Here is a 22825-nt window from a genome sequence, read left to right as displayed (position 1 = left end):
TCCGCGCCTTACTGAGGCAAGACCGGTCGCGTCTATGTTTAGGCGGCGAGCCACATTGCCTATGCCTCGCTCGATAGCATATTGCGGGCGGCATAGAGTTCGGCAATGAAGTCGGTGATCAAGGTCGAATTGATGCCGTCCGGCGGGCGCAGGAGTAGCGCGCGGAAATTGACGGCCGGCTCGAATGGCCTGGCCAAAATGCCGCCGATCATGCGGTCCGCAATGACGGAGGGATTGACCAAGCCAATCCCCATGCCCTTCGCTGCAAGGATAGCGATGGTCAGGCCGTAGGGCGTTTCGATCAGGATGCGCGGCCGTACCCCATGCGCGGCCAGGATCTTGTCCATCGCGAGCCGAGCCGTATCTTCCGGCGACAATGCCAGGAAAGCCTCGTCGGCGAGATCGGCCGGCGTGATCATCTGCTTCCGCGCCAGCCGGTGGTTCTTCGGCATGACGCAAACGGCGCGCGGCGTGGTGAAGATGCTGTGCAGCACGCCGCTGGTGTCGACCTCGTCGGCCGCGAGCCCGATATCGAAACTGCCAGACGCCACCAGGTCGCGCACGATGTTGGAGGTGCGGACCTGATAGCTGATGCGCACCTGCGGATGCCGGCGCGAGAACGCTACTATGGCGCGCGGCACCAGCCCATGCCCGAGCGCCGACAGGCTAGCGACACGGATGGTACCGGTGCCGACCTCCTTGATCTGTGCCGCGCGCAGCTTGAGCCGGTCGAGCCCGACCAGGTTGGCTTTCACCTCGGCATGAAACAACTCCCCTTCGCGTGTCGGCACCAGCCTGCCACGAATGCGGTCGAAAAGCCTGAAGCCGAGTTCGGCTTCTAGCTTGGCTAGCGAACGGCTGATGGCCGGCTGCGAGGTATCCAGCAGCGCGGCCGCCGCGCCGGCGCCGCGTGTGATCATGATCGCGTTGAAGACATCGATGTCGCGCAGGTTCATAGTCCATCCATATCAAAAGCGAATTAACTTTATCGCTGCGGTCATGGATGGCAATGGGTGAGCCGGCTAAGCTGCCCCCATGAACCGACGCGACGACACTTCACATGTCCACCCTCCCAAGCGCTCCGAGGAACCGTTCCAGGCGGTGGCGATGCCGGTCGAGCGAGCCTCGACCGTTGTCTTTGACGATCTGGAGTCGTTCGAGCGTCGCGTCGAGCGTCTGTACGACGGGTTCAGCTACGGACTTTACGGCACACCGACCAGCCGGCAGCTCGAGGATCATATCGCCGTGCTGGAAAGCGGATTGCGGGCCCTCGTCGTCCCGTCGGGCATGGCGGCCATGACGCTGGCGACCATGGCTGTCTGCCGTGGCGGCGAAAGGGTTCTGATCCCGGAGACGCTCTATGGCCCGGCGCGCGACATGGCCGAGCGTTTTCTCGGCCCCCTCGGGATCGAGGCGGTTTCCTACGATCCACGGCTGGACGCGAGCATCGCGGCCGTGATCGACGGCAGAACGCGGCTGGTCTGGGTAGAATCGCCTGGCTCGGCCACCTTCGAAGTCCAGGATGTGCCCGCCATCACAGCCGCGGCCCACAAGGCCGGCGCGCTCGTCGCGGCCGACAACACCTGGGCATCGCATCTGCTGTTCAAGCCGCTCGCCCATGGCGTCGACATCTCCATGCAGGCGCTTTCCAAGCACGCCGGCGGCCATGGCGATCTCCTGATGGGTTCAGTCGCAGTGCATGACCACGCCCTGTTCCGGCGCCTGAAGGATACAGCGCGCTTTCTGGGCTATGGCGTCTCGCCGGAAGATTGCGCGCTGTGCGAGCGTGGCCTGATGACCATGCCGGTGCGCATGCGTCATGCCGACGCCACCGCGCGGAAGATCATTGCCTGGCTATCGGAACGCCCGGAAGTCGCACAGATCTTGCATCCCGCGGAGCCTGGTCATCCTGGCCACGCGATCTGGAAGCGTGACTTTGCCGGATCGGCGGGCGTGTTCTCCTTCGTGCTGCGGCCGGAACTGGCGCCACTGCAATCCGATGTCCTGCGCAGCCTGCGGCTGTTCAGGCTCGGCGCAAGCTGGGGCGGCGTGCATTCGCTGATTGCCGTCAGCGATCCGCGCAAAGGGCGCGCCAGCCTCGATTGGCTGAAGCCCGGCCCGGTCTGGCGCCTGTCGATCGGCCTTGAGGCGCTCGAAGATCTTCTGGCCGACCTTTCCCAGGCCTTCGAACTCTTTGCTAAAGCCCGGCGCAACGGAACCGCAGCAGCCGACGCCAAGGCCGCCGAATGATTAGAACCTCAACGAGAAGGGGAATGACTATGAAACATCAAGTTCTGAAATGGCTCACGGGTCTGGCGATAGGATTGGCCAGCCTGACTTCGGGCGCCGTGGACGCCAGCGCGCAGGCGGTTATCAACAAGATCAAGGAACGCGGCTATGTCAGCTGCGGCGCCAGCCAGGGCGTGCCCGGTCTCTCCCGGCCCGACGAGAAGGGGTATTATCGCGGCTTCGATTCCGATATTTGCCGCACTTTCGCGGTCGCCATCCTCAGCGACAAGGAGAAGATCCGTTACGTGCCGCTTAACGCAGGCCAGCGTTTTCCTGCGCTGCAGACCGGAGAGATCGACGTTCTGTCGCGCACATCCACCATCACCTACAGTCGCGATACGGTTGTCCGCTTCGTCTGGATCAATCTCTACGACACGGACGGCATGCTCGTGCGCAAGGCCGACAATATTACCGAGCCCAAACTGCTGGACGGAAAGACCGTTTGCCTGCAAGGCGGTGGCAGCCTGACCGAGAAAGCGATCGAGGAAACCGAGGAAGAGTTCGGGATCGCGATGGAGAAAGTCTATTACGACTCGACCATTCAGGCGCGCGACGCCTTCTTCGGCGGCCGCTGCGATTCATACGTCACCGACGGCACTGCGGCAGCCGGACAGCGTGCTTCGGTGGCCAAGAACCCCGACGACTACGACATCATCAAGGTCGGCAAAGCCGCCGAACCCAATGGCGTCGCGGTCGCCCGCGGCGACGATCAACTCTTCGACGTCGTGCGCTGGACATTGAATGCCCTGTTCTGGGCCGAGGCCAACGGCATCACCTCGCAGAACATCGATGAAAAGCTTGTGTCGGGCAGTCCGGAAGTCAAACGGGTGCTCGGCGAGGAACCCGGCTTCGGCAAGCCGCTCGGATTGGACGATAAGTGGGCCTACAACGTCATCAAGCAAATGGGCAACTACGCCGAGATCTGGGACCGCAATCTCGGCAAGGACAGCCCGCTAAAGGTCGAACGCGGTCTGAACGCGTTGTGGAAGGACGGGGGCCTCAACTATCCTTTCCCCTGGGATTGAGCCGCATGATGGAGGGGGACGGGCCCGGCGCTCCCCTTCCCTGCCAACGCCGCGAACCCTCGAGGTCAACATGCTGAGCGATGCCAAGACCAGATCGATCATCATCCAGTGTGCCCTGGCCGCCGCGGTTGCCGCTTTCGCTGCCCTGCTCGTCAGCACGACTTTCGCCAATCTCAGGGCACGCGGCATCCCGATCGGCTTCGATTTCCTGATGATGCCGTCAAGGATCGTCATCTCGGAAGCAATCCTCACTTACAAGTCGCGGGACCCCTATTACTGGGCGATCGCGACCGGGCTCGCCAATACGGTCTTCGTCTCCGCGGTCATCATCGTCTTTTCATCCGCGCTCGGCCTCGTCGTCGGCATCACCCGGCTGAGCAGCAATCCCCTGGCGGCGGGCACCTGCCGCGTATGGGTGGAGGTTGCACGCAACTCACCGCCGATCGTGCTTCTGATCTTTCTCTATTCGCTGTGGTGGAAGGTGCTGCCGCCGGTCGGCGAAGCGCTCAATCCGCTGCCAGGCGTTTACGCCTCAATGCGCGGCTTTGTGGCGCCGGCCGTCAGCATGGACGTGGCCACCGCGGGATTGCTCGTCATTGCTCTCGCCCTGGCACTGGCGGCCGCTGGCTGGGCGGCGGCGAGAAGAGGATGGCTCTCACCGCTGACCGCGCCGGCGATCCTTACGGTTGGCATTGCCGGGCTCTGGCTTGCCGATGCGAAGTTCTCCGTCGACTGGCCGACCTTCACTGGGTCGAACTTCAAAGGCGGCAAGGACCTGACGCCCGAACTCAGCACCATCCTCATCGGGCTGACCATCTACACCACCGGCTTCGTCGCCGAGATCGTGCGTGGCGGCGTGCTTTCGGTCGGCCGCGGTCAGTGGGATGCAGGTCATTCGCTCGGCCTGCCACGCGGCAAAATATTGCGTCTGATCATCATCCCGCAGATGCTGCGGGTGATCGTCCCGCCGCTCAACAGCCAATACATCAACGTCGTCAAGAATTCGACGCTGGCGATCGCGGTCGGCTATCCGGACTTCCTTGCGGTGATGAACACCATCATCAGCAAGTCCAGCCATTCGATCGAGGGCGTCTTCATCATCCTCGGCGTCTATCTCGCCCTCAACCTGAGCCTGTCGAGCGCGGCCAATTGGTACAACCGTCGCATCGCCATCGTGGAGCGCTGAACCATGAAGGCCGTGTCTCTTTCCCTTCCGGCCGAGCCAATGCCAGGACAGATCCGCTTCGGCGCCTTGCGGCGGTCCGCCAAGCTCCTGTTCGGCACGCCGCTCAATGCCGCCCTGACGCTGTTGTTCGGCGTTCTGCTCGTCGCCACGGTACCGCCTATGCTGCGCTGGCTGGTAATCGACGCCGTGCTGTTCGATCCCAATCCAAGCGCCTGCCGGGTGGCCACCGGAGCCTGCTGGAGCTTCATCTACGCCAAGTCCGGGCAGTTGCTGTTCGGCATATATCCGCTCGACGAACGCTGGCGCCCCGCCATCGTCTGCCTGCTCATCCTGGCGCTGCTTGCCTGGTCGGTGCGGCCCGCCAGCTGGGCGCCGCGGCTGGCAGCGCTCTGGATGGCGGCGCTCGTGTTGATCTTCTGGCTGATGGCCGGCGGTTTCGGCCTAGCCGAGGTTCCGACCTCGTCCTGGGGCGGCCTGCCGGTGACGCTCATCCTCACCGTCGTCGCCATCGGCGTCGCCTTCCCTGTCGGCATCCTCCTGGCGCTGGCCAGGCGCTCGACCATGCCCGCGATACGCATCGGCGCCGTGGTCCTGATAGAATCGGTGCGCGGACTGCCGCTCTTGTCCATCCTGTTCGTGGCATCGATCATGATGCCGCTGTTCCTGCCCGAAGCCTTGTTGCCCGACAAGTTCGTGCGTGCGCTGGTCGCCCTCACCATCTTCGCCGCGGCCTATCTCGCCGAGGTGATCCGCGGCGGCCTGCAGGCCATCCCGAATGGCCAATACGAGGCCGCGGCGGCGCTCGGCCTGCCCTTCTGGCGCACGCAATATCTCGTCATCCTGCCGCAGGCGATCCAGGTGGCGATCCCGGCGCTGGCCAACACCATCATCGTCATGATCAAGAACACCAGCCTGGTCCTGGTGGTCGGCCTGTTCGACCTGATCAGCTCCGGTAAGGCGACGCTGGCAGACCCGGACTGGCCGTCGCCGGCGGCCGAGACCTTCCTGTTCATCGGCGCGATCTTCTTCGCGCTCTCCTTCTCATTCGCCCGCTTCGCCGACTTCCTGGAGCGGCGCGGCCCGACCGCTCACTAGGAAATGCCTTGATGTTATCGTCCGCCCCAACGCGCGTTCCGTCCATGCCCGATCGCAGCACTCCGCCCGCTATCCAAATGACCGGCATGAATAAGTGGTACGGGAACTTCCATGTGCTGAAGAATATCAACCTGACCGTCCATCGCGGCGAGAAGATGGTGATCTGCGGTCCGTCCGGCTCGGGCAAGTCGACGATGATCCGCTGCATCAACCGGCTGGAGGAGCATCAGCAGGGGCAGATCGTCGTCGAAGGCGTCGAACTCAGCAACGATTTGAAGCAGATCGACGTAATCCGCAGTGACATCGGCATGGTGTTCCAGCACTTCAACCTGTTCCCGCATTTGACCATTCTGGAAAACCTGACACTGGCGCCGATCTGGGTGCGCAGGATGCGGCGCGGGCAAGCCGAGCAGACCGCCATGCACTATCTGGAGCGGGTGAAGATCCCGGACCAGGCGCATAAATATCCCGGCCAGTTGTCCGGCGGCCAGCAGCAGCGCGTCGCCATCGCCCGTGCGCTCTGTATGAGCCCGAAGATCATGCTCTTTGACGAACCGACCTCCGCCCTCGATCCTGAAATGGTCAAGGAAGTGCTCGACACCATGGTCGCGCTGGCCGACGATGGCATGACGATGCTGTGCGTCACGCACGAGATGGGATTTGCCCGCCAGGTCGCCGACCGCGTCGTCTTCATGGACCAGGGCGAGATCGTCGAGATGAACACGCCCTCCAAATTCTTCTCGCATCCGCGTCACCAGCGCAGCAAACTGTTTCTGGCCCAGATCCTGAACTAGCGAACCTCTCCCGCCAGCCCATGCGCCGGCCGGATGGGCAGACGCAAATCAGAAATCCATCCGGGGCCTGGTCAGCGCGCAGCGACCTGCCAGACCGCGACGCCGGCCCAGGATCAGGCCGGCGACGCCTTCGATGCTGCGCGAGATAATGTCGAACAAGCGCGGCCGACTCTCGAAGGAATACACCAGGCGTTCGCGAAACAGGATCGACAGCGCCGCGGGTTCCGGCCATTGGTAGATGTTCGGCCCACAACTTCTGCACGTCGACGATCCTGGCGGTGGGCGCTCCGGTCCTGTTTCGACGATAATGCGCCGCCGGCCGGCGCAGGCACAGCTGCCACGTATTGCAGCAGACGGCAGAGGACGAGAACGTCGTCCACAACGCAACTCTCGACTCGAAGTCGTAGCTGCATCATATGGCCTGTTCACCAAGCGGGCTTTGGGGGCTAGCACGAAGTCGGGCACCCACTTTGGCACCTCCACTTGCGCGAGCAGTAGTCCGCTTTCCTTCGCAAATGCCATGTGGCAAGACGGATGGATGGCGGCGGACAGCGAACATAAAAGCATCTCTGCGAGAGCGTTGGGCATCGCATTATCAGCTGCTGCCCTCGTGCCGCATTTCACAACCCCAGCCTTTGCCCATGCTTCCGAGCGCGGCTATGTCATGCTCCTGCCGACCGGATATTATGTCGTGGGCGGGGCGGTGGCCGTAGCCGCGAGTTTTCTGGTTCTGGCTGTCCTGCCGCCCAGGCTGCTCGAACGCATTTCGGCATCCCGCCTGCCAATTGGTCAATTCGGCGACGCCGCGCGCATTTGGATCAGCACGCTCGCCTTCGCGGTTCTCGCCATACTCGTGGCGGCGGGAATTCTCGGCAGCCGAGATCCGCTGTCGAATCCACTTCCGCTAACGGTGTGGACGCTGGTCTGGGTCGGACTGACATTGCTTCAGGGCGTATTCGGCAATGTTTGGTCGTGGACAAACCCGTGGTACGGGCCGTGGCGCATTTTCTCCAGCGTCTTCCCGGCATTCCGCGATCGCACAATGCCACAAGGACTGGCTTACTGGCCGGCGTTGATTTTGTTTGCAAGCTTCGCCTGGTTCGAGCTGATCTATCGGGCGCCCGAAGATCCGGCGCGGCTTGCGTTCGCTCTCATGGCCTACTGGCTCTCGACCTTCGTCTGCATGATCATCTTCGGCTACGAAGGCTGGAGCCGGCGCGGCGAGTTTCTGTCCGCGTTCTTCCGCATGGTGTCACGCTTCGCCATCGTCGAAACGACGCCGGACCACCCAAGCGGGGGGCGCGCCCTCTCACTCTGCTGGCCTGGAGCGAAATTGTGGAGCGCGCAAGCCTTACCGGCGAGCGGTATGCTCTTTCTGTTGCTGACGTTGAGCTCGGTGTCCTTCGACGGTCTGTCGAAGACCTTCTCTTGGCTGGGCGCGAATGGTGTCAATCCGCTCGAATTTCCGGGGCGCTCGGCATTAGTCGGAATCAACGCGCCGGTCTTGTGCTGATGTTTATCGCACTTGTCGCCGTGTTCTTCGCCGCAGTGTTTGTCGGTGAGCGGTTGGCCGGGAGCATCTCTTTCGGAAAAGCGGTCGGGCTCCTTGTCTGGTCGATCGTCCCGATCGCGCTCGCCTATCATTTTTCCCACTATCTGACGGCCCTCCTGGTGAACGGCCAGAATGCGATCGTCGCTATTTCGGATCCGTTTGATCGGGGATGGAACCTATTCGGCACGGCGCACATGAATGTCGGGGCGGGAGTGATCATGGGCTCCGATGCAGCGTGGATCATCTGGAACTTTCAGGCGGCGGCGATCATCGGCGGCCATATACTTGCCGTTCTGGTCGCGCACGGGCTGGCGTTCCGTTTGCATCCGGCGCGCAGCCGCGCGGCGCTCAGCCAATTTCCGCTGACCGTTTTTATGGTCGGATATACGGTTTTCGGGCTGTGGCTGCTGTCCACGCCGACGGCCGTCTGACGGCCGCAAGCCACGTATCGGAGGCGTTGGTCGACAGACCTCACGGCGGTGTATCGCGACCTCAAGGACATGCGTCGAACAAAGCCGGTGGTTGGTGAATTGGCAACGCCGGCAGTGCAACTGACTGCTTCACAGTTCTTCGGCCTGATATCTAAGCCGACGGGACGCCCTCGGTGGCCAGACGCCGGAAGATCTGGTCGACTTGTTGCGGCGGCAATTTGGCGCCGCCGTCGAGCCACCAGATCAGCACCGACAGAAAGGCACCCACGACGAACTGGACGATCAGTTCGTTCGGCACGACATCGGGAAGCTTCCTGTCCTTGTTTGCGGCAAGCTCCGCGCGCACGAGATCGCATAGATCTCGCGGATGCTGCCGAGCACAAAAGTCCCACCGCGGCCCCCGGCCAGAGCTCGGTAGAGATCTATATGTTCACGCGCGTGCTCGAACATACCGAGCACGAACCCAAGCTGCGATCTTTCAGCTCGCCTGGCGCTGCAAGCGCATGCCGCTGGCGTTCGACCAGCATGGCGCGCAGATGATCGTCCAGGCCGCTGCGCTTGAGGTCGTCCTTGCTGGTGAAGTGCGCGTAAAAGGTCGATCGGCCGATGTTTGCCTCATTGCAGATGTCCTCGACGGTAATTGCTTCATATCCCTTTCTCAGGATCAAAGTGATCAGCGCATGGTGAAGAGTCGACCGGGTCCGGGCGACACGGCGGTCTATCGTCTTAAGCCAACGCTACAAGAAGCGGACTAATAACCGGCAAGAGGATCCTCCCGGCCCGCCTGAGTAACCAGGGCTGCCGACAGAGCGCTTTCCCACTCACTGCCGGCCCGGTACCGGAAGGAAGGAGCGCAAATCTCTGCTTCGCCACCAGAATGCGCAACGCATCAGGTCCCGCACGGTCAGCTAGATCTGACGTTTAATCATGCGGCCGAGACCCGTTTCGCGAATAGGTCGCCGGCGAACCTGCACGCCGCCTTGTGCATTGAGCTTACTTCTTGCGACACAGGCTCAGCCTCCGCACAAGCTTCCACGGAAAGGGGACACCGCGTCCTGAAGAAACAGCCGGAGGGCGGATTCGTCGGACTTGGGATTTCGCCCGTGATCAACGGAGGGTTGCGCCGACGCTCGGTGGCAGGATCAGCCTCCGGAATAGACGCGAGAAGGAGCTGGGTGTAGGGATGGCTCGGATTCCGGTAAACCTCTTCCGAGCTGCCGCTTTCTACCACCTTGCCGAGGTACATCACGTAGACCCGGGTCGCCGCCTGCCGGACAAGCGCGAGGTCATGCGCGATAAAGAGGCAGGACACGCCTAGCTTCTCTCTGAGGTCGAGGAATAGGTTCATGACCTGCGCGCGTATAGACAAGTCTAGCGCGCTGACCGGTTCGTCGCAGATTAAAACCCGCGGCTCTACGGCCAGCGAGCGCGCGATCGCGATGCGTTGCCTCTGGCCGCCTGAGAGTTCACGGGTGAATCTGTCCCGGGCCGTCGTCGCCAGACCCACCTGGTTGAGGAGTTCGGCGATCCTTCCCTCGCGTTCCGTTTGCGAACGCAAACCTGCAATGATGAGGGCTTCGTTTATGGCTTCGCCCACAGTTTGGCGATCATTCAGCGATGCATAGGGGTCCTGGAACACGTACTGAACGGCGCGACGCGCTTCCCGCAGACGGCGCCCGCTCAGGGAGCCGAGGTCGACGCCATCGAAAACGACGCGTCCGGACTGGGGTTTTTCCAAGCCCACGATCGAACGGCCAAGCGTGGACTTGCCGCAGCCGGACTCCCCCACCAAGCCGACAATCTCGCCGGGATTGAGGTGGATCGAGACGTCATTTACCGCTTTGATCGTTTGGCCACGTTTGGCGCTTGGAAAGCTGGTGACCAGATGCTCGACTTCGAGTACCGCGCTCATTATGCGCACTCCTTCGCCCGAATATTCAGAACGGGACAGGCGGCTGACACACCCGGAACTGCCGTCGGCAAGAACGGCGGACGTCGCTCGCCGCAGGCATCCACAGCGTATCCGCAGCGGGGCATGAAGGCGCACCCTGTGATCGGCGCGCCAAGGATGGGCGGAACCCCCGGCAATCCACGGAAACGCGATCCGATTGCGTCCTGTTTCCTCGGAATTGCGTCGATGAGGCCCATCGTATAGGGATGCTGCGGCTGGGAGAGTACACGCTCGGTCGGTCCGGTTTCGACGTGGCGCCCCGCGTACATCACCATTACGCGGTCGGCCGCGCCCGCCACGACACCCATGTCATGCGTGATCAAGATCATGGCCATGTCCATTCTGGACTGGATTTCCTTCAGCAGTCGGAGGATTTGCGCCTGGACCGTCACGTCGAGCGCGGTGGTCGGCTCGTCGGCTACGAGAAGTGTCGGCTCGGCGGCAATGGCGATTGCGATCATGACACGCTGTCGGAGACCGCCCGAAAGCTCATGGGGATACTGCTTGAGGCGTATTTCGGGGTCGGACATCCCGACCATCTTGATAAGTTCAAGCGCCCGGGTTTCCGCAGCTCTTGCGGTCATGCCGAGGTGAAGCTCGGCTACTTCTGCTATCTGCCGTCCGACCCGGCGGGCGGGATTGAGCGCGCTCATCGGGTCCTGGAAAATGAAGCCAATGGATTTTCCGCGCAGGCTGCGAAGCGTTTCATTGTCCGATCCGACGAGCTGGCGGCTGTCGAACAAAATGGAGCCCGATATATCCGCCTGGACGCCCACGGGCATCAGGCCGAGAGGCGCAAAGCAGGTGACCGTTTTGCCGCTACCGCTTTCTCCCACAATCGCGAGGGTCTCTCGACGGCTCAGTTCATAGGCTACTCCGTCGACTGGGCGGACCACGGTATGCGCCGTCAGCAGGTCTATGGTCAGATCTTTGACGCGGAGTATCGGTTCAGAACTCATGGCCGTGCCTCCTTGGCCCAGAATGCGGTTACCCGGCGACGGGCCGCGAGCATCCGGGAGGTCAGCGGCTTCGGAACTCTGTTGAGGGCGACCGCTTCACCGAGGATGTTGAATCCGATGACAGCTAAAGTCAGGGTCAGCCCCGGCAGGATGACCTGGCGCGGATCGGACTCGAGATATGGAAGCGCGTCGACCAACATCTGTCCCCATTCAGGCGTCGGCGGCTGGATCCCCAGCCCGAGGAAGCTCAACGTTGCGATTGCGAGCGCGACTGCTCCGGCGTCGGCCGTGGCATATACGAGCACCGCCCCGATCGTCGTGGGAAGAAGATGGACAAAGTAAATGCGAACGGGACTTGCGCCCAATACTCTTAGGGCCTCCATGTGGGGCTTGTTCATGGTGTTGACAACCACGGCCCGGCTAATGCGGGCGCTACCCGGCCACCAGGCGAGCGCGAGCGCGAGGATCATGTTCCAGTAGCTGACTCCGGCAATGCCGATCACCGCAAGTGAGACGATGAGGCTGGGGATTGCCTGGCCGACGTCAACGATGCGCATCAGCAGTTCGTCCGTCCAGCCCCGCCGGTATCCGGCAATCGTGCCGATGGCGATGCCGATGGCGTGCGCGCACACAAGGACGAGACAGACTCCGACCAGCGACGTCCGAGCCGCCACAATCAACCTGCTCAATGTATCGCGCCCGAGATGGTCGACTCCGAACGGATGGGCGAGCGTCGGGCCCTGGCCAGCGATCAGCAGGTCTTGCGCATTGGGATCATGTGGCGCGATGTAGGGTGCGAGCAGTCCCAACAGAACGAACGCGCCAATAGTAAATACCGCCGAGCGCGGGAAGGCGCCAATGGCCTTCAGGAGTGGTCTGACTGCCTGCATGTTCAGCTCCTTTGAAGTCTAAGGCGCGGATCGGTCAGCGTAATGCAGATGTCGACCACGACGTTCAGGATGATGAAGAACGTGATGAAGACCAGAAGGCAGGCCTGCACGACCATGAAGTCGCGGAATCTCACCCCGGTCAGGAAGAGGTCGCCGATGCCCTGCCAAGCGAACAGAGGTTCGACAACGACCGCGCCCACGACCATCGTCCCGATCTGCGTTCCCAAGGCGTTCAAGTACGTCGGCGCGATGTTCGGGATCGCGTCGCGAACCAGAATACTCGTCCTTGACAGTCCTTTGCTCATGGCCGTTAGGACATAAGGTTTGGCCATCGCCTCCTCGAAGCCAACTCGGACGACGCGGCTCAGAACTGCTGCGGGAAGAAATCCCAGAGTGAGCCATGGAAGCACCCAACTGACGGGTCCGGCAAACCCGAAGGTCGGAAAGACGTGCCACGTGACCGAAAAGGCGTAGACCAGCAGTGCTCCGACGAAGAAGGACGGAGTCGAAGCGCCCAGAAGAGCGCTCCCTCGGGTGACCACGTCTGGCGCCCTATGTGCCCAGAGCGCGCCTACGAAGCCGACGAACAGGCTCAGCAAGAAAGCCACGACCGCTCCGCCCGCAACGAGGGTGGCGGTCACGGCAAGGCGGCTCTTGAGGGACGCGCCGACCGCCTCGCCCGTTTTGTGGGAAATGCCGAAGTCGCCGTGGATCGCTCCGTTCAGCCAGAAGCCGTAGCGTTCGAGAAGCGGCTTGTTGAGCCCCAATTCCTCCTCGACCTTGGCAATATCGGCTTTGGTGGCCGTCGGCGTCCGCAGCTCGGCGATGAGTATCGCCACGTTGCCCGGAGCGGATACCACGAGCGCGAAGCATAGAACGGACGCCAGAAACAGCAACAAGACTGCGTTGCGGGCCCTTTTAGCGATGAAGGCGAACACGGCCGTATCCTACTCCGCCAGTGTGATATTCTCGTAGGGCATGTCGTACTCGGTCGCGGGGCTCTGGAAGCCCTTCACCCGAGCGGCATGCGCCCATATGCCCGGAACGAAGAGCAGCGGCGCGATGGCGTCGTTGTCGTGCAGCCAGTCATAGACCTTCTGTAGAGCTGCTTCCATCTCGCCTTCGGGCGCGGACATCGCGGCGAGCACCAACGGATCGAGGTGCTCGGGGTCGATGAAGAGCTTGCCGTCCACGCCGTTGTCATAGGTGGATAGGAACAGGCCCACCACAGTCCCGAAAGGTTCGTATGGCGCGCCGAACGTCTGGAAGAAAGCGAGATCGAACTTGCGCTCCGGAATGTCGCTGTGCCGCGACGCATGATCCACCGAGCGGATCGTGAGCGTGACGCCAATCTCCTGGAGCTCGGACTGGATCACTTCCGCGACGGATCGGGACCCCGGTACTTGCTCCTCGCTAACGACCAGTTCAATGGCAAGGTCCTTGCCGTCCTTCTGCCTGACAGGCCCCCCGACCCAGCCTGCCTCCTCGAGCAGCGACTTTGCGGTCTCGGTATCCCGCCTAGGCACATCGAAGCGCTTCCCCGAATACGGAACGGTTTCGGAGAACAGGTTGCCAGTGGAGGTCGCCAGACCGCGGTAAAGCACTTGCGAGATCGCAGCCCGGTCGATGCCGAGGTTGATCGCCTTGCGGACTTTCGGGTCCCTCAGCGCTTCGACGCGGGAAGTGTTGAAGGCCATAATCATTGTGGTGGTGCCGGGATCGATGACGACATCGATGCCCGCTCCCTTCAGCGTCTCTGCTTCCGTTGCGGTCAAAGGCGACACAAACGCTCCGCCGATCAGATCCACGTCGCCCGCGCGCAACGCTGCCATGCGGCCGCGCGAGTCCGGAAGGACTTTTACCTCAAGATATTTGAAAGAGGGCTTGTCACCCCAGTAGGCGTCGAAGCGCTCGAAGGCACTGCCCTCATTCCCGGCAGTCGCTTGATGCCACGGTCCCGTGCCGACGGGCGCCTTATAGCTACCGTCCCCAGAGACCGACTTGGGGCTGAGGAGCCTGACTGGCCGGACGTAAGCGAACTCCTGGAGCAGGCCGAGGACCGGTTCCTTGAACCGGACGTTGACGTGATCGTCGTCGACGATGTCCGTTCCGGCGTAAAGCCGGGACGAATTCATCCAGTTGTTCGCTTCGAGTCCGATCCACCTCTTCAGGTTCCATTCCACCGCCGCGGCGTCGAACGGAGTGCCGTCGTGGAAAGTCACGCCCTTGCGCAAGGTGAGCTTAAGCAGCCTGCCCCCGTCTTCGACCGACCATTCGGTCGCCAGCCCTGGCTCGATCTTACCGTCATGGCCGTATTTAACCAGCGGCTCGAAAACGAGGTCCTGAACGCCCCACAGGCCGGTGTATTTGTGAGGATTGATATCGCCGGCGGGCTTGGCGATCGCGATCCGAAGCGTGTCCTTAACCTCTGATGCCGCAACGATTGACGGCAGGATGGAGGATAGCGCCGAAACTCCCAGCAGTTTTGAGACGCCCGCCAGGAAGGAGCGCCTGTCTATTCGCATGAATTCATTGTTGTTGTTCATTGTCATTCCCCTTTTTGTGTTCACTCACAGCATTGATTGCCGGATGTTTTCTTTGCCGAACCGCTCGTCGTCGATCCGTGCTTGGATTTGGGCCAACATTTTCTCGAGATCGGCCATGAGATCGTCGTGCGATTCCAACCCCACGCTGAACCGCAGAAGGAGGTCCTGCCCACTCCAGGTCGTCGCGGAGCGGTTGCTCTTCACGGGCATGGGGGCAACGAGGCTGCGTGTCCCACCCCACGAGGCGCCGATGGCGAACGTCTCTAGCGTATTGAGCGCCTCCGGCACGTGCGGCAGTGCTTCGGGAACCAATTCCACGCTGAACACTCCGCTCGCGCCGAGGAAGTCGCGCTTCCAGAATTCGTGCCCGGGAGAAGACGGCAGGGCGGGGTAGAGCACACGCTCGACGGCTGGGTGGCCGCGGAACCAGTTGATCATCGCCGTCGCGCCGTCGTGCGCGTGTTTCATTCGCACGCCAAGAGTCTCCATGCCCCGCAACACCAAAGAGGCGTCGTCGGGGGAAACACCGATCCCGGCCCGCCCCATAGTCGCCTTGAGCGCGTTGAAAAGCTGCTCGGAAGCCACCGTGATCGATCCCATCAGCACGTCGGAATGGCCCGAGATATATTTGGTGAGCGCTTCGGTCACGATGTCGGCCCCATGTACGAGGGGCTTGAAGTTAAGAGGGGTCGCCCAGGTGTTGTCGAATCCGACGAGCGCGCCGTGCCGATGCGCGATCTCGGCAATCCGCGGCAGATCCTGGACTTCCATGGTCGTCGAACCGGGGGACTCGCACCACACCAGTTTCGTGTTCCCGTCGATCCGACGTTCGAGCCCCTCGGGCGAAGTGGGATCGTAGTACTCCGCTCGGACGCCAAACTTTGCCAGATCGGTGTTCACAAAATCACGGACCGGGGGATAGGCCGTGTCCGCCACCAGTACCTTGTCTCCGGCATTGAGGACGGCGAGCATTGCGATTGCGTTTGCGGCCTGGCCCGATGGCGCGAGAAGCGTCCGGTGACCCTGCTCGAGCTGAGTGATCTTTTGCTCCAGTGTACGCGTCGTCGGGGTGCCGTAGAGGCCGTAGGAATAGCCGTCAGGCCCTCGCTGGCCGCGAGTGGCGTAGGCTGCGGCATCCGCGAATACGATCGTCGAAGCCCGATGGACGGCTGCACCCAGAGCCTCGAAGCCGTCTGTTTTGACTTTGGGGGTCACAACGCATTGGGTGAGATCGTTCATGCTTGCTCCTCATGTGTTGGAGACAGTTACAGCATGACAAAACCTATTCCGTCCAATATCAAGATCGGGATGTGCTATTCTCTCAGGTTATAGGTGCGCCATGAATCTTCGCCAGATCGAGGTCTTCCACGCCGTGATGACGATTGGAACCGCCTCACGCGCCGCGGAGATACTACGCATCTCACAACCTGCGGTGAGCAAGGCCGTCCAAGAACTGGAGCGCGACATCGGTTTCGCGCTCTTCCACCGCATCAAAGGACGGATGTCGCCGACGGCAGAAGGCAACCTGTTTTTCAGGGAAGTGGAGACCTCATTCTCCGGCCTCATCCATTTGAAAGGGGCCGCGGCGCGGATTCGCGACTTCGGTTCGGGGGAAATCCGGATCGCAAGTCTCTCCGCATTAAGTACGAATGTAATGCCAAAGGCATTAAAGGCATTTCAACACCGTCACCCTGACGTTGCGATCACCTTTCAGGCAAGGCTATCCTCGGAAGTCAAAGAACTCGTCGCCTCCGGCCAGTTCGACGTCGGCCTGGCGGCGGACGAGATCGATCTTGCGGGCGTCGAAGCCCACCCATTCCGGAACTACCGGGTCGCGATCGCCATGCCCAAGGGCCATCCGCTAGAGGGGAGGGAAGTGATCCGTCCCGCCGATCTCCATGGGCAGGCCTTCATCGCGTTGGCTCCGGAGGACACTACGAGACGGGAAGCAGAGGCCATCTTCGCTGATCACGGCATCAAGCCCAAAGTGGTTCTAGAAACCCCCTATTCCACCACCATCTGCTCGATGGTCAATGCGGGGCTTGGATGCGGAATGGTCAATCCTTTAACTGCCCTTCCCTATCTCAACGGAAACCTCAGCCTCCGTCCATTTCTCCCGGGAATCTCCTTCCGAACCCTTCTGTTGTTGCCACCCAACCGACGTCCATCGAGAGTAGTTAGCGACTTTGTCGAGCAGCTGATGCGTATCGCATTGGAAATTGATGGGGCTGTCCAAACTTGACTTCACTTTCGTGAACGTCGGCTTCTGGGCCCCATGCCGTCACCCGCCAGGCCGCAATTAGGATAGCGCGCCTCGCTCAGCCGCAGCAGCGAAATTGGAACTGGGAGTTCGATGAGTGTGGGGAAGGCGGTAGCGCTCTCCCGCTACCATCACTGCAGCGCTAGGCGCTGTTCCTGGTTTACGATTTGGCAGGTTGAGAAGCTCCGCCAGCGCACCGCGAACTTTCAGCTCAACCTGTCCCCTACCCTCCGTCGGAATGATCTCGATCCCCGTGACCAGTGAGCGGATGATCCTCGCCGCCTCGTGCCGCTCACACTCGTCGGATTGCAACGCGTCCTGGAGCTCGGATACTTGCCGACGGTAAATCGTTACCGCAGCCGGATGAAACTCCACAATGCTTTCCGCGGCCGCCATCGCCTGAAGCTCTCGGGCTAGATTCTCCTTTTCGCGCTCGAGGTCCAGTAGCTTCGATTTCATGCTTGTCGTCGCGACACCGTCAGCGATAGCATCGACGATGTTAGCGATCTGCCTGTCGATGCCGGCATGCCGCCTTTCGACTTCCCTTTGCCGTTCGCGGTTCATGGCGTTCAGTCGCTTATGCTCAGCATGATATTCAGCAAGGAAGCCCGCAATGGCATCTGGCGCCAGCAAGCGCCGCTGGATGCCAGCAAGCACACGCTTCTCAAGCTCGCCAACACGGATCGTCCTGTTATTGGTACAAGTGCCTTTCTCACGGTGCGCGGTACAAGCAAGCTGGTCTCTGTTCTTCACCGTATAGGAAGCGCTACAGCAGCCGCACCGCACAAGCCCCGAGAACATGTACGTCGGCCGTCGGCGGTGATGGAGTTTCATGCCTCCATAAAGCTTCTTGCGGGCTTGCACCGCATCCCACAGCTCATCGTCGATGATACGCAGATGCGGCACTTCAACGACCTGCCAGGTTTCCGGCAGATTCGGCCGCGAGATGCGCCTCCCAGTCTCGGGATCCTTGCGCATTTGGAGACGATTGAAGACGAGCAGCCCGATATAGGCTTCGTTGTAGAGAAAGCCGCTTCTCCGCTTGAGATTGCCATTGATGGTCGAGGCGCCCCAGGCACCCCCAAAGGGTGATGGGATACCTTCCCTGTTGAGGCCTGCAGCTATCGTACGCGCCGATTGACCAGCCGCGAACGCCCGAAAAATCCGACGCACGACCTCGGCTTGAGGCCGCCGGCGTTGTAGCCGTTCAATATGCGGCCGCTTTGGCCCCGTCTGATCTTGGCAGCAAGATCGCGCAGGAACAACGCGTTCATCGTTCCTTTCAGGCCCACGTGCAGTTCGTCTACGGCGCCCTCAGAGAGAGTGACGATCTTGACACCGGCAAAGCGCAGCCGCTTGAAGAGGCCGGCTACGTGTTCCTGGTCGCGTGACAAGCGATCGAGTGCCTCGGTTAGAACGATCTCAAATTGCCCGCTTTGAGCATCGGCGAGAAGCCGCTGGATGTCTGGTCGACGGATGATGCTTGAGCCGGATATGGCAGCATCGGCATAGGTCCCAACGACAGTCCACCTCTCCCTGGCCGCGAGCTCTCGGCAAAGCCGCAGCTGATCCTCGATAGAGGCTTCACGCTGGTTGTCGGATGAGTAACGAGCATACAGCGCGACACGGGTCATGAACCGCTCCTCTTCCTCTCGTTGCTATTGTCCGCCGCCGTCCCCATCCTCCCCTTCTGACGGTGTTTTCTCAAGAGGATGAACATTGTTGTCGTTGGCCGCCTGCAATTCCTCGAAATGCTCCCGAGCAACCCGCCGGCCCAACAAACGGGCGATCGACAGGACGGCTCGTTCAGTCATGTCTCGTGCCGACATGTCAGCACTGTAATCATGGCTTGCGCTGTCGTTCCCAGGTTTGGCCTCGTCCACCATGGCATGCCCGCTATTCTGTGTAGATCAAGGGCATTGAGCGACGTGATGATCAGCAAGACAACTTCAGTTGCCGAGCTGTCGCCAAATTACCAAAAGCTCGGTCCTCTTGCAATATCGCACGCGATATCCAATATGTCTGTATGAGACTGCTTCTCGATACGGCGACCATGGTGGCGGCGATCCGAAGTGACGCTGGCGCCTCGCGCCAACTGTTGGTGGCAGCTTTGGAACGCCGGCTGACGCTCATCGCTTCGGTGACGTTGATGATCGAGTACCAGGCGGTCATGACAAGGCCCGAGCACCTTGAAGCTTCCGGCCTGTCCGCTGAGGATGTGAACGCGTTGCTAGATGCCGTGGCGGCCGTCGCCGAGCCGGTTCGCCTTCTCTTCCTCTGGCGACCCGCCGTGCGCGACCCAGACGACGACATGGTGCTGGAAGCTGCGGTAAACGGACGGGCGGATGCTATAGTGACGTTCAACCTACGCGATTTCGGCAAAGTGGCCGAGCGCTTCGGTATCTTGGTCCTGTCGCCGGGCGAGGCGCTGAGACGATTGGAGAGAAAGACATGAGGAGAAGCAATTTCGCACTGCGGCTTCAGCTCTCGCTTCTGGATGAGGCGCGCAAGGTGGCGGAGAGCGAAGGCGTGCCGCTCAACCAATTCATTAACGTGGCAGTCGCTGAAAAGCTTTCGGCGCTGCGCACGGAAAGTTACTTTCAGGAACGCGCCGCCCGTGCCGACCTTCCCAAGGCGCTGCATATCCTGAAACGGGCCGGCAAAGGGAAGGCGCCGATCAAGGGCGACGAATTGCCGGAGTAATGTACCCCGAGGGGCAGAGCGGTACCGCTCGTACCGGAGTTTGCCTGCGTCCAAAGCGGCCGCCGGGCCGAAGACTGCCGGTCAAGGCTGGCGCAGCACGCGCCACAGCGATGCGGCTCTGGCATTGACGGGCTGACTTCGGTCCGGCGTTCCCTCGACAAGCAGGCAGTTCCCTCGTCGAACATGATTTCCCTATCGGGAAAAGCCTGGACGAACTCTCTCCGACGCTGCTTCCGCCACGGCATTGGGCGAACCCACTTGAAGATGGGCGAATACCCGAAACCAGAATCGATACTCCTGTGTCCGCCCGTCGCAACGCGCCGACACGGCGCCCCAGGCGATTGCGGTTGCGGCTGTCTTTCCCCACAGGGCTGTCGCTGCCTCTGCAGCTTCAGGCCACGGTCCATTTGTGCACGGCGGCATCGCGGTTGAAGGCATCCAGCAGATCGGGATCGCTCACCGCCGGATGGTGAGATGCCGCAAGAGTGCTCTGTGCTGGCAATTCCTGGCGGTTGGAGGGTGACGTGAGGCAGACGCTTCGCGCAAGTTGAGGGGTCGCTTGCCGACAACTATTCCTGCTGGAATTGACAGGGCCAATCTTCAGGCCTCGTCAAGCCAGAAGGCAACTCGGTCCGGGCGTCTCCGCAAGCCATGTTGAGCTGCCACTGGGACAGACCCGCCGAATTGGAAAGGTCGACGCCCTCGATACGGGTCAGAAAGAAAAAGGCGCGGTCAAAGTCTATCGGCGCGGTAAACCTCGCTCCTCGGAAGTCCGCCCGTGCGAGATTGGCAAACGAGAAGCGGCTGCCGCTGATATCGGCGTCATGGAACTGCGCACGCCCCAGTTCTGCCTTTGTGAAATCAACATTGGTCAGATTGGCGTCCTGGAAATTCGAGCGCTGCATTTCCGCGCTCGCAAACACAGCGCCCTGCGCGTCCATACGGCTGAAGTCGGTCCTGTAGCCCTCGATTCTGTCGAACCGGGCGCCTTTGGCGGTCGAGTCGGCCAGGGAAGCACGCACAAGAGTTGCCTTCTCAAGATTTGCCGCACGGAGATTGGTGTTCCTGAGGTCGGTCGAAGTGAAATCAACACCGAACAGGTTCGCCCCGCTCAGGTCCTGTCCATCTAGGATGAGAAGCTTCTTGTCACACTCTTGCCAATTGACGCCAGGCGTCGCGGCTGCGTCGCAATTTTGAGCGGCAGCGGCGTTCTGCCAAGCAAACACAGTGCAAACCGCTAGAACCAAGCCGGATGCGCCGTAACCTCTGGTTCGCCTCAAAGTCATTGTTGCTGCACCTCTGCCACTCGCCGACACTCACCCTTACCACATCTGCTGACACACGAGCCACGGTGACCACCGCCGTCACAGTTAGCGCGTTTCTCATATCAAGCTTCGATGTTGATCAACCGATCACCCCGCGCGTAGGGCGCGATTTGCGAGCGCCTCCCCATATCATCGGCGGTCCAGCAGAGATTCATTTGTCACCGGCCAGGCGCATCATTCCGTAGGTATGCTTGACTAAGCCGAGGAGAGCGGTCGTTCAGGCTGGCGAAGTCGCGTGCCAAGATTGGCCTCCGCTCTGGACGTTTGTCTCGCTAATTGGGAGCCTGCTCGAGTGCAGACCGCCACCGCCGGCGTCCGCTGCCGACAAGCGTGAATCCGCTTGGTTCCGCACCGGTCGGTACTTCCCGACGGCGAGGTTGACCCGGCACGGGGTGCTAGTCGCGTATCCTGATTCCGCTGTCGCATAAATCCCACGACTTCGCTTAGCGAGGCCGAAGTTGATCTCTGCCATCTACCAGGTTGAAGCATCAACCCGCATATTTGTGTCGTAAGCTGACGTGCCGCGAATACCCCGTTTTCGGTAGGCGGGCTTTATGGCGGGCGCCCAACCTATTCTTGTATTTTTATTGATGTAAACAATGACTTATGGCGGTGAGGGAGGATTCGAACTCCGCGCTTGGAAGAGCGTCCTTCTCGTCTTCACCGTGCAGGCCGGCTACTCTGGGCGGCAGAGTGCCCTTCCGCGCTTCGTTTCCGATATCAGCGCCGGCAACTGACCAAGGCATAGCGGGCTCGTAACGATAAGGACGGTTCTCGCTATTTGAGGACCGCAACGGGTTGGCGAGTCTAGTCTGAGCGATCAAGCCCGCGCTCTGGACGAGGTCCCATCCTCACAGATTGTTCGCCCACCGGGCCAAACGTGACGCAACGGAACGGATGGTTCACCCGTAAGGTCTTGGGGAGATTGCGAAAGGAGACCAGCATATGACCTGCGAACGAGACGTCGGCACGTTCGAAGAGCCCGTGACCGTTTTGCTGTCCTCGGGCAAAGTCAGTGTTTCGAGCACCCGCGAAGCCGCCGAAATGCTGCTTTACCGCTGGCCCATTGGAGAAACCGGGCGCCGCATCCAGGCTCGCATGGCGTGCATGAAGGTGCTCGGCGGCGGCAGCGCACCGGAGATAGCGCGCGTGGCATTTCTCAGCGCCGCCAAGGAAGCGAAAATCCTGAACGCTTGACATCTCGTCAATGCGTGCCCCACCACTGTCCATCGTGCATCACTCTTGCAGCGGCCGTTACATTTGTGCAAACATCGTGCGTCGATCATGCGCAGACGCCGAATGCTTGCGCGAGAAGGCTGGAGCCGCGGATCTGCACTCGGCGTCGACCCGCGCGTTGCTGCCCTCTGTGTCGAGTTCGAAGTCGAGATCATTCCCAAGAGCCGATACCAAAGGAAGGCCAGACGCGCGCCGTCGGCTCCATCCGCCGGCTGATCGACAATCATGGCGCTGAGCATGCACGGTTGGTCCTGTGTGTCCTGGGTGAGGGCCGCGGCAATCACGCGCTCATCGAAGAAAGCAGCCTGACGGCCGTCTCTGACTTGCTGCTGGCCGGTCCGGACCTGGTGAAGCAGGGCATGGCCGCCGTGCTCGAGGTTTTCGACGCGATCCCGCTCGGCGCATACATGGCGATCGTCAATGAGCTGCGCGGCCGCGTTCATCAGGGGCATGCGCTAGCTGGGATCCTTACCGGCGCCTCCGGGAGAGCACAGCTAGAGCACGTCCTGTGATCGATGAATCGATTGTGATGTGACGGCTGCGTTTTGTGCTGATTCAACATCCACCTCGATGGAGGTGGACG

At 61.3% G+C, this 22825-nt stretch carries 26 protein-coding genes; 12 read left to right on the top strand and 14 right to left on the bottom strand.

Going from position 1 to position 22825, the window contains the following annotated elements:
- Positions 1 to 59: 59 nt before the first annotated feature.
- The gene (locus tag NKH70_RS32160; protein WP_352508715.1) at positions 60 to 956 is read right to left on the bottom strand and encodes a LysR family transcriptional regulator; all 897 of its coding nucleotides are present in this window, start codon (positions 954 to 956) and stop codon (positions 60 to 62) included.
- Positions 957 to 1035: 79 nt separating this feature from the next.
- Between NKH70_RS32160 and NKH70_RS32155 the strand changes: the two genes are divergently transcribed.
- From NKH70_RS32155 to NKH70_RS32125, 7 genes are all read left to right on the top strand, one after another.
- Positions 1036 to 2250 carry a trans-sulfuration enzyme family protein gene (locus NKH70_RS32155; protein WP_352941405.1) on the top strand — a complete coding sequence of 405 codons (1215 nt, stop codon included), beginning with the start codon at positions 1036 to 1038 and terminating at the stop codon, positions 2248 to 2250.
- A 29-nt stretch (positions 2251 to 2279) separates the two neighbouring features.
- The gene (locus NKH70_RS32150) at positions 2280 to 3314 is read left to right on the top strand and encodes a transporter substrate-binding domain-containing protein (protein ID WP_352508716.1); all 1035 of its coding nucleotides are present in this window, start codon (positions 2280 to 2282) and stop codon (positions 3312 to 3314) included.
- Positions 3315 to 3384: 70 nt separating this feature from the next.
- Positions 3385 to 4500, top strand: coding sequence for an ABC transporter permease subunit (locus tag NKH70_RS32145; RefSeq protein ID WP_352508717.1), 1116 nt, complete (start codon positions 3385 to 3387; stop codon positions 4498 to 4500).
- Positions 4501 to 4503: 3 nt separating this feature from the next.
- On the top strand, positions 4504 to 5595 hold the full coding sequence (locus tag NKH70_RS32140; RefSeq protein ID WP_352508718.1) for an amino acid ABC transporter permease: 1092 nt from the start codon (positions 4504 to 4506) through the stop codon (positions 5593 to 5595).
- Between the two features lie 44 nt (positions 5596 to 5639).
- Positions 5640 to 6389, top strand: coding sequence for an amino acid ABC transporter ATP-binding protein (locus NKH70_RS32135; RefSeq protein WP_353027191.1), 750 nt, complete (start codon positions 5640 to 5642; stop codon positions 6387 to 6389).
- Between the two features lie 538 nt (positions 6390 to 6927).
- Entirely contained in the window at positions 6928 to 7902 is a 975-nt protein-coding gene (locus NKH70_RS32130) for a hypothetical protein (protein WP_353027189.1), read from the top strand.
- Positions 7818 to 8372, top strand: coding sequence for a hypothetical protein (locus tag NKH70_RS32125; RefSeq protein WP_353027188.1), 555 nt, complete (start codon positions 7818 to 7820; stop codon positions 8370 to 8372). Before NKH70_RS32130 ends, NKH70_RS32125 begins: the two co-directional genes overlap by 85 nt.
- Before the next feature lie 151 nt (positions 8373 to 8523).
- Here the strand turns inward: NKH70_RS32125 and NKH70_RS32120 are convergent, their stop codons facing one another.
- The 8 genes from NKH70_RS32120 to NKH70_RS32085 form a co-directional block, all read right to left on the bottom strand.
- The gene (locus NKH70_RS32120) at positions 8524 to 8718 is read right to left on the bottom strand and encodes a TetR-like C-terminal domain-containing protein (protein WP_352508721.1); all 195 of its coding nucleotides are present in this window, start codon (positions 8716 to 8718) and stop codon (positions 8524 to 8526) included.
- 76 nt (positions 8719 to 8794) lie between these two features.
- On the bottom strand, positions 8795 to 9040 hold the full coding sequence (locus tag NKH70_RS32115; protein ID WP_352508722.1) for a TetR/AcrR family transcriptional regulator: 246 nt from the start codon (positions 9038 to 9040) through the stop codon (positions 8795 to 8797).
- 257 nt (positions 9041 to 9297) lie between these two features.
- Positions 9298 to 10284 (bottom strand): ABC transporter ATP-binding protein, encoded by a 987-nt coding sequence (locus NKH70_RS32110; RefSeq protein WP_352508723.1) that lies wholly within the window; start codon positions 10282 to 10284, stop codon positions 9298 to 9300.
- A complete protein-coding gene (locus NKH70_RS32105; RefSeq protein WP_352508724.1) occupies positions 10284 to 11282 on the bottom strand; it encodes an ABC transporter ATP-binding protein in 999 nt (332 codons plus the stop codon). The genes NKH70_RS32110 and NKH70_RS32105 overlap by 1 nt, the downstream gene beginning before the upstream one ends.
- Entirely contained in the window at positions 11279 to 12172 is an 894-nt protein-coding gene (locus NKH70_RS32100) for an ABC transporter permease (protein ID WP_353027187.1), read from the bottom strand. The genes NKH70_RS32105 and NKH70_RS32100 overlap by 4 nt, the downstream gene beginning before the upstream one ends.
- A gap of 2 nt (positions 12173 to 12174) precedes the next feature.
- Entirely contained in the window at positions 12175 to 13110 is a 936-nt protein-coding gene (locus NKH70_RS32095) for an ABC transporter permease (protein WP_353027186.1), read from the bottom strand.
- A 9-nt stretch (positions 13111 to 13119) separates the two neighbouring features.
- A complete protein-coding gene (locus tag NKH70_RS32090; protein ID WP_245274882.1) occupies positions 13120 to 14718 on the bottom strand; it encodes an ABC transporter substrate-binding protein in 1599 nt (532 codons plus the stop codon).
- Between the two features lie 24 nt (positions 14719 to 14742).
- Positions 14743 to 15957, bottom strand: a complete 1215-nt coding sequence (locus NKH70_RS32085) for a trans-sulfuration enzyme family protein (protein WP_023680716.1) — start codon at positions 15955 to 15957, stop codon at positions 14743 to 14745.
- A 100-nt stretch (positions 15958 to 16057) separates the two neighbouring features.
- On the opposite strand from NKH70_RS32085, the gene NKH70_RS32080 reads away from it, so the two are divergent.
- Positions 16058 to 16960, top strand: a complete 903-nt coding sequence (locus NKH70_RS32080; RefSeq protein WP_352508726.1) for a LysR substrate-binding domain-containing protein — start codon at positions 16058 to 16060, stop codon at positions 16958 to 16960.
- Between the two features lie 57 nt (positions 16961 to 17017).
- Here NKH70_RS32080 and NKH70_RS32075 read toward each other — a convergent pair whose 3' ends face one another.
- The 3 genes from NKH70_RS32075 to NKH70_RS32065 are packed head-to-tail and all read right to left on the bottom strand — an operon-like array spanning position 17018 to position 18864.
- Positions 17018 to 18151, bottom strand: a complete 1134-nt coding sequence (locus tag NKH70_RS32075) for a recombinase family protein (RefSeq protein ID WP_352508727.1) — start codon at positions 18149 to 18151, stop codon at positions 17018 to 17020.
- Positions 18100 to 18612, bottom strand: a complete 513-nt coding sequence (locus NKH70_RS32070; protein WP_352508728.1) for a recombinase family protein — start codon at positions 18610 to 18612, stop codon at positions 18100 to 18102. The genes NKH70_RS32075 and NKH70_RS32070 overlap by 52 nt, the downstream gene beginning before the upstream one ends.
- Positions 18613 to 18636: 24 nt before the next feature.
- Entirely contained in the window at positions 18637 to 18864 is a 228-nt protein-coding gene (locus NKH70_RS32065; RefSeq protein WP_352508729.1) for a hypothetical protein, read from the bottom strand.
- Positions 18865 to 19004: 140 nt separating this feature from the next.
- On the opposite strand from NKH70_RS32065, the gene NKH70_RS32060 reads away from it, so the two are divergent.
- Both NKH70_RS32060 and NKH70_RS32055 read left to right on the top strand, forming a co-directional pair.
- Entirely contained in the window at positions 19005 to 19433 is a 429-nt protein-coding gene (locus tag NKH70_RS32060) for a putative toxin-antitoxin system toxin component, PIN family (RefSeq protein ID WP_352508730.1), read from the top strand.
- Positions 19430 to 19681, top strand: a complete 252-nt coding sequence (locus NKH70_RS32055) for a hypothetical protein (protein ID WP_023722511.1) — start codon at positions 19430 to 19432, stop codon at positions 19679 to 19681. The genes NKH70_RS32060 and NKH70_RS32055 overlap by 4 nt, the downstream gene beginning before the upstream one ends.
- A 192-nt stretch (positions 19682 to 19873) precedes the next feature.
- Here NKH70_RS32055 and NKH70_RS35910 read toward each other — a convergent pair whose 3' ends face one another.
- Positions 19874 to 20104, bottom strand: coding sequence for a Y4oE-related protein (locus tag NKH70_RS35910; protein ID WP_502907154.1), 231 nt, complete (start codon positions 20102 to 20104; stop codon positions 19874 to 19876).
- A 146-nt stretch (positions 20105 to 20250) separates the two neighbouring features.
- Complete coding sequence (locus NKH70_RS32050; RefSeq protein ID WP_352508731.1) at positions 20251 to 20967, bottom strand: pentapeptide repeat-containing protein; 717 nt, start codon at positions 20965 to 20967, stop codon at positions 20251 to 20253.
- A gap of 984 nt (positions 20968 to 21951) precedes the next feature.
- Here NKH70_RS32050 and NKH70_RS32045 point away from each other — a divergent pair.
- Both NKH70_RS32045 and NKH70_RS32040 read left to right on the top strand, forming a co-directional pair.
- Positions 21952 to 22203 (top strand): DUF982 domain-containing protein, encoded by a 252-nt coding sequence (locus tag NKH70_RS32045; protein WP_352531233.1) that lies wholly within the window; start codon positions 21952 to 21954, stop codon positions 22201 to 22203.
- Between the two features lie 284 nt (positions 22204 to 22487).
- Positions 22488 to 22754 (top strand): hypothetical protein, encoded by a 267-nt coding sequence (locus NKH70_RS32040; RefSeq protein ID WP_352689242.1) that lies wholly within the window; start codon positions 22488 to 22490, stop codon positions 22752 to 22754.
- The last annotated feature ends 71 nt before the right edge of the window (positions 22755 to 22825 follow it).

It is taken from the genome of Mesorhizobium sp. M0991 (assembly GCF_040318915.1).
Lineage (GTDB): Bacteria > Pseudomonadota > Alphaproteobacteria > Rhizobiales > Rhizobiaceae > Mesorhizobium.
Note: the sequence above shows the minus strand (reverse complement) of the source record. Positions and strands in the feature narration are given on the sequence as shown.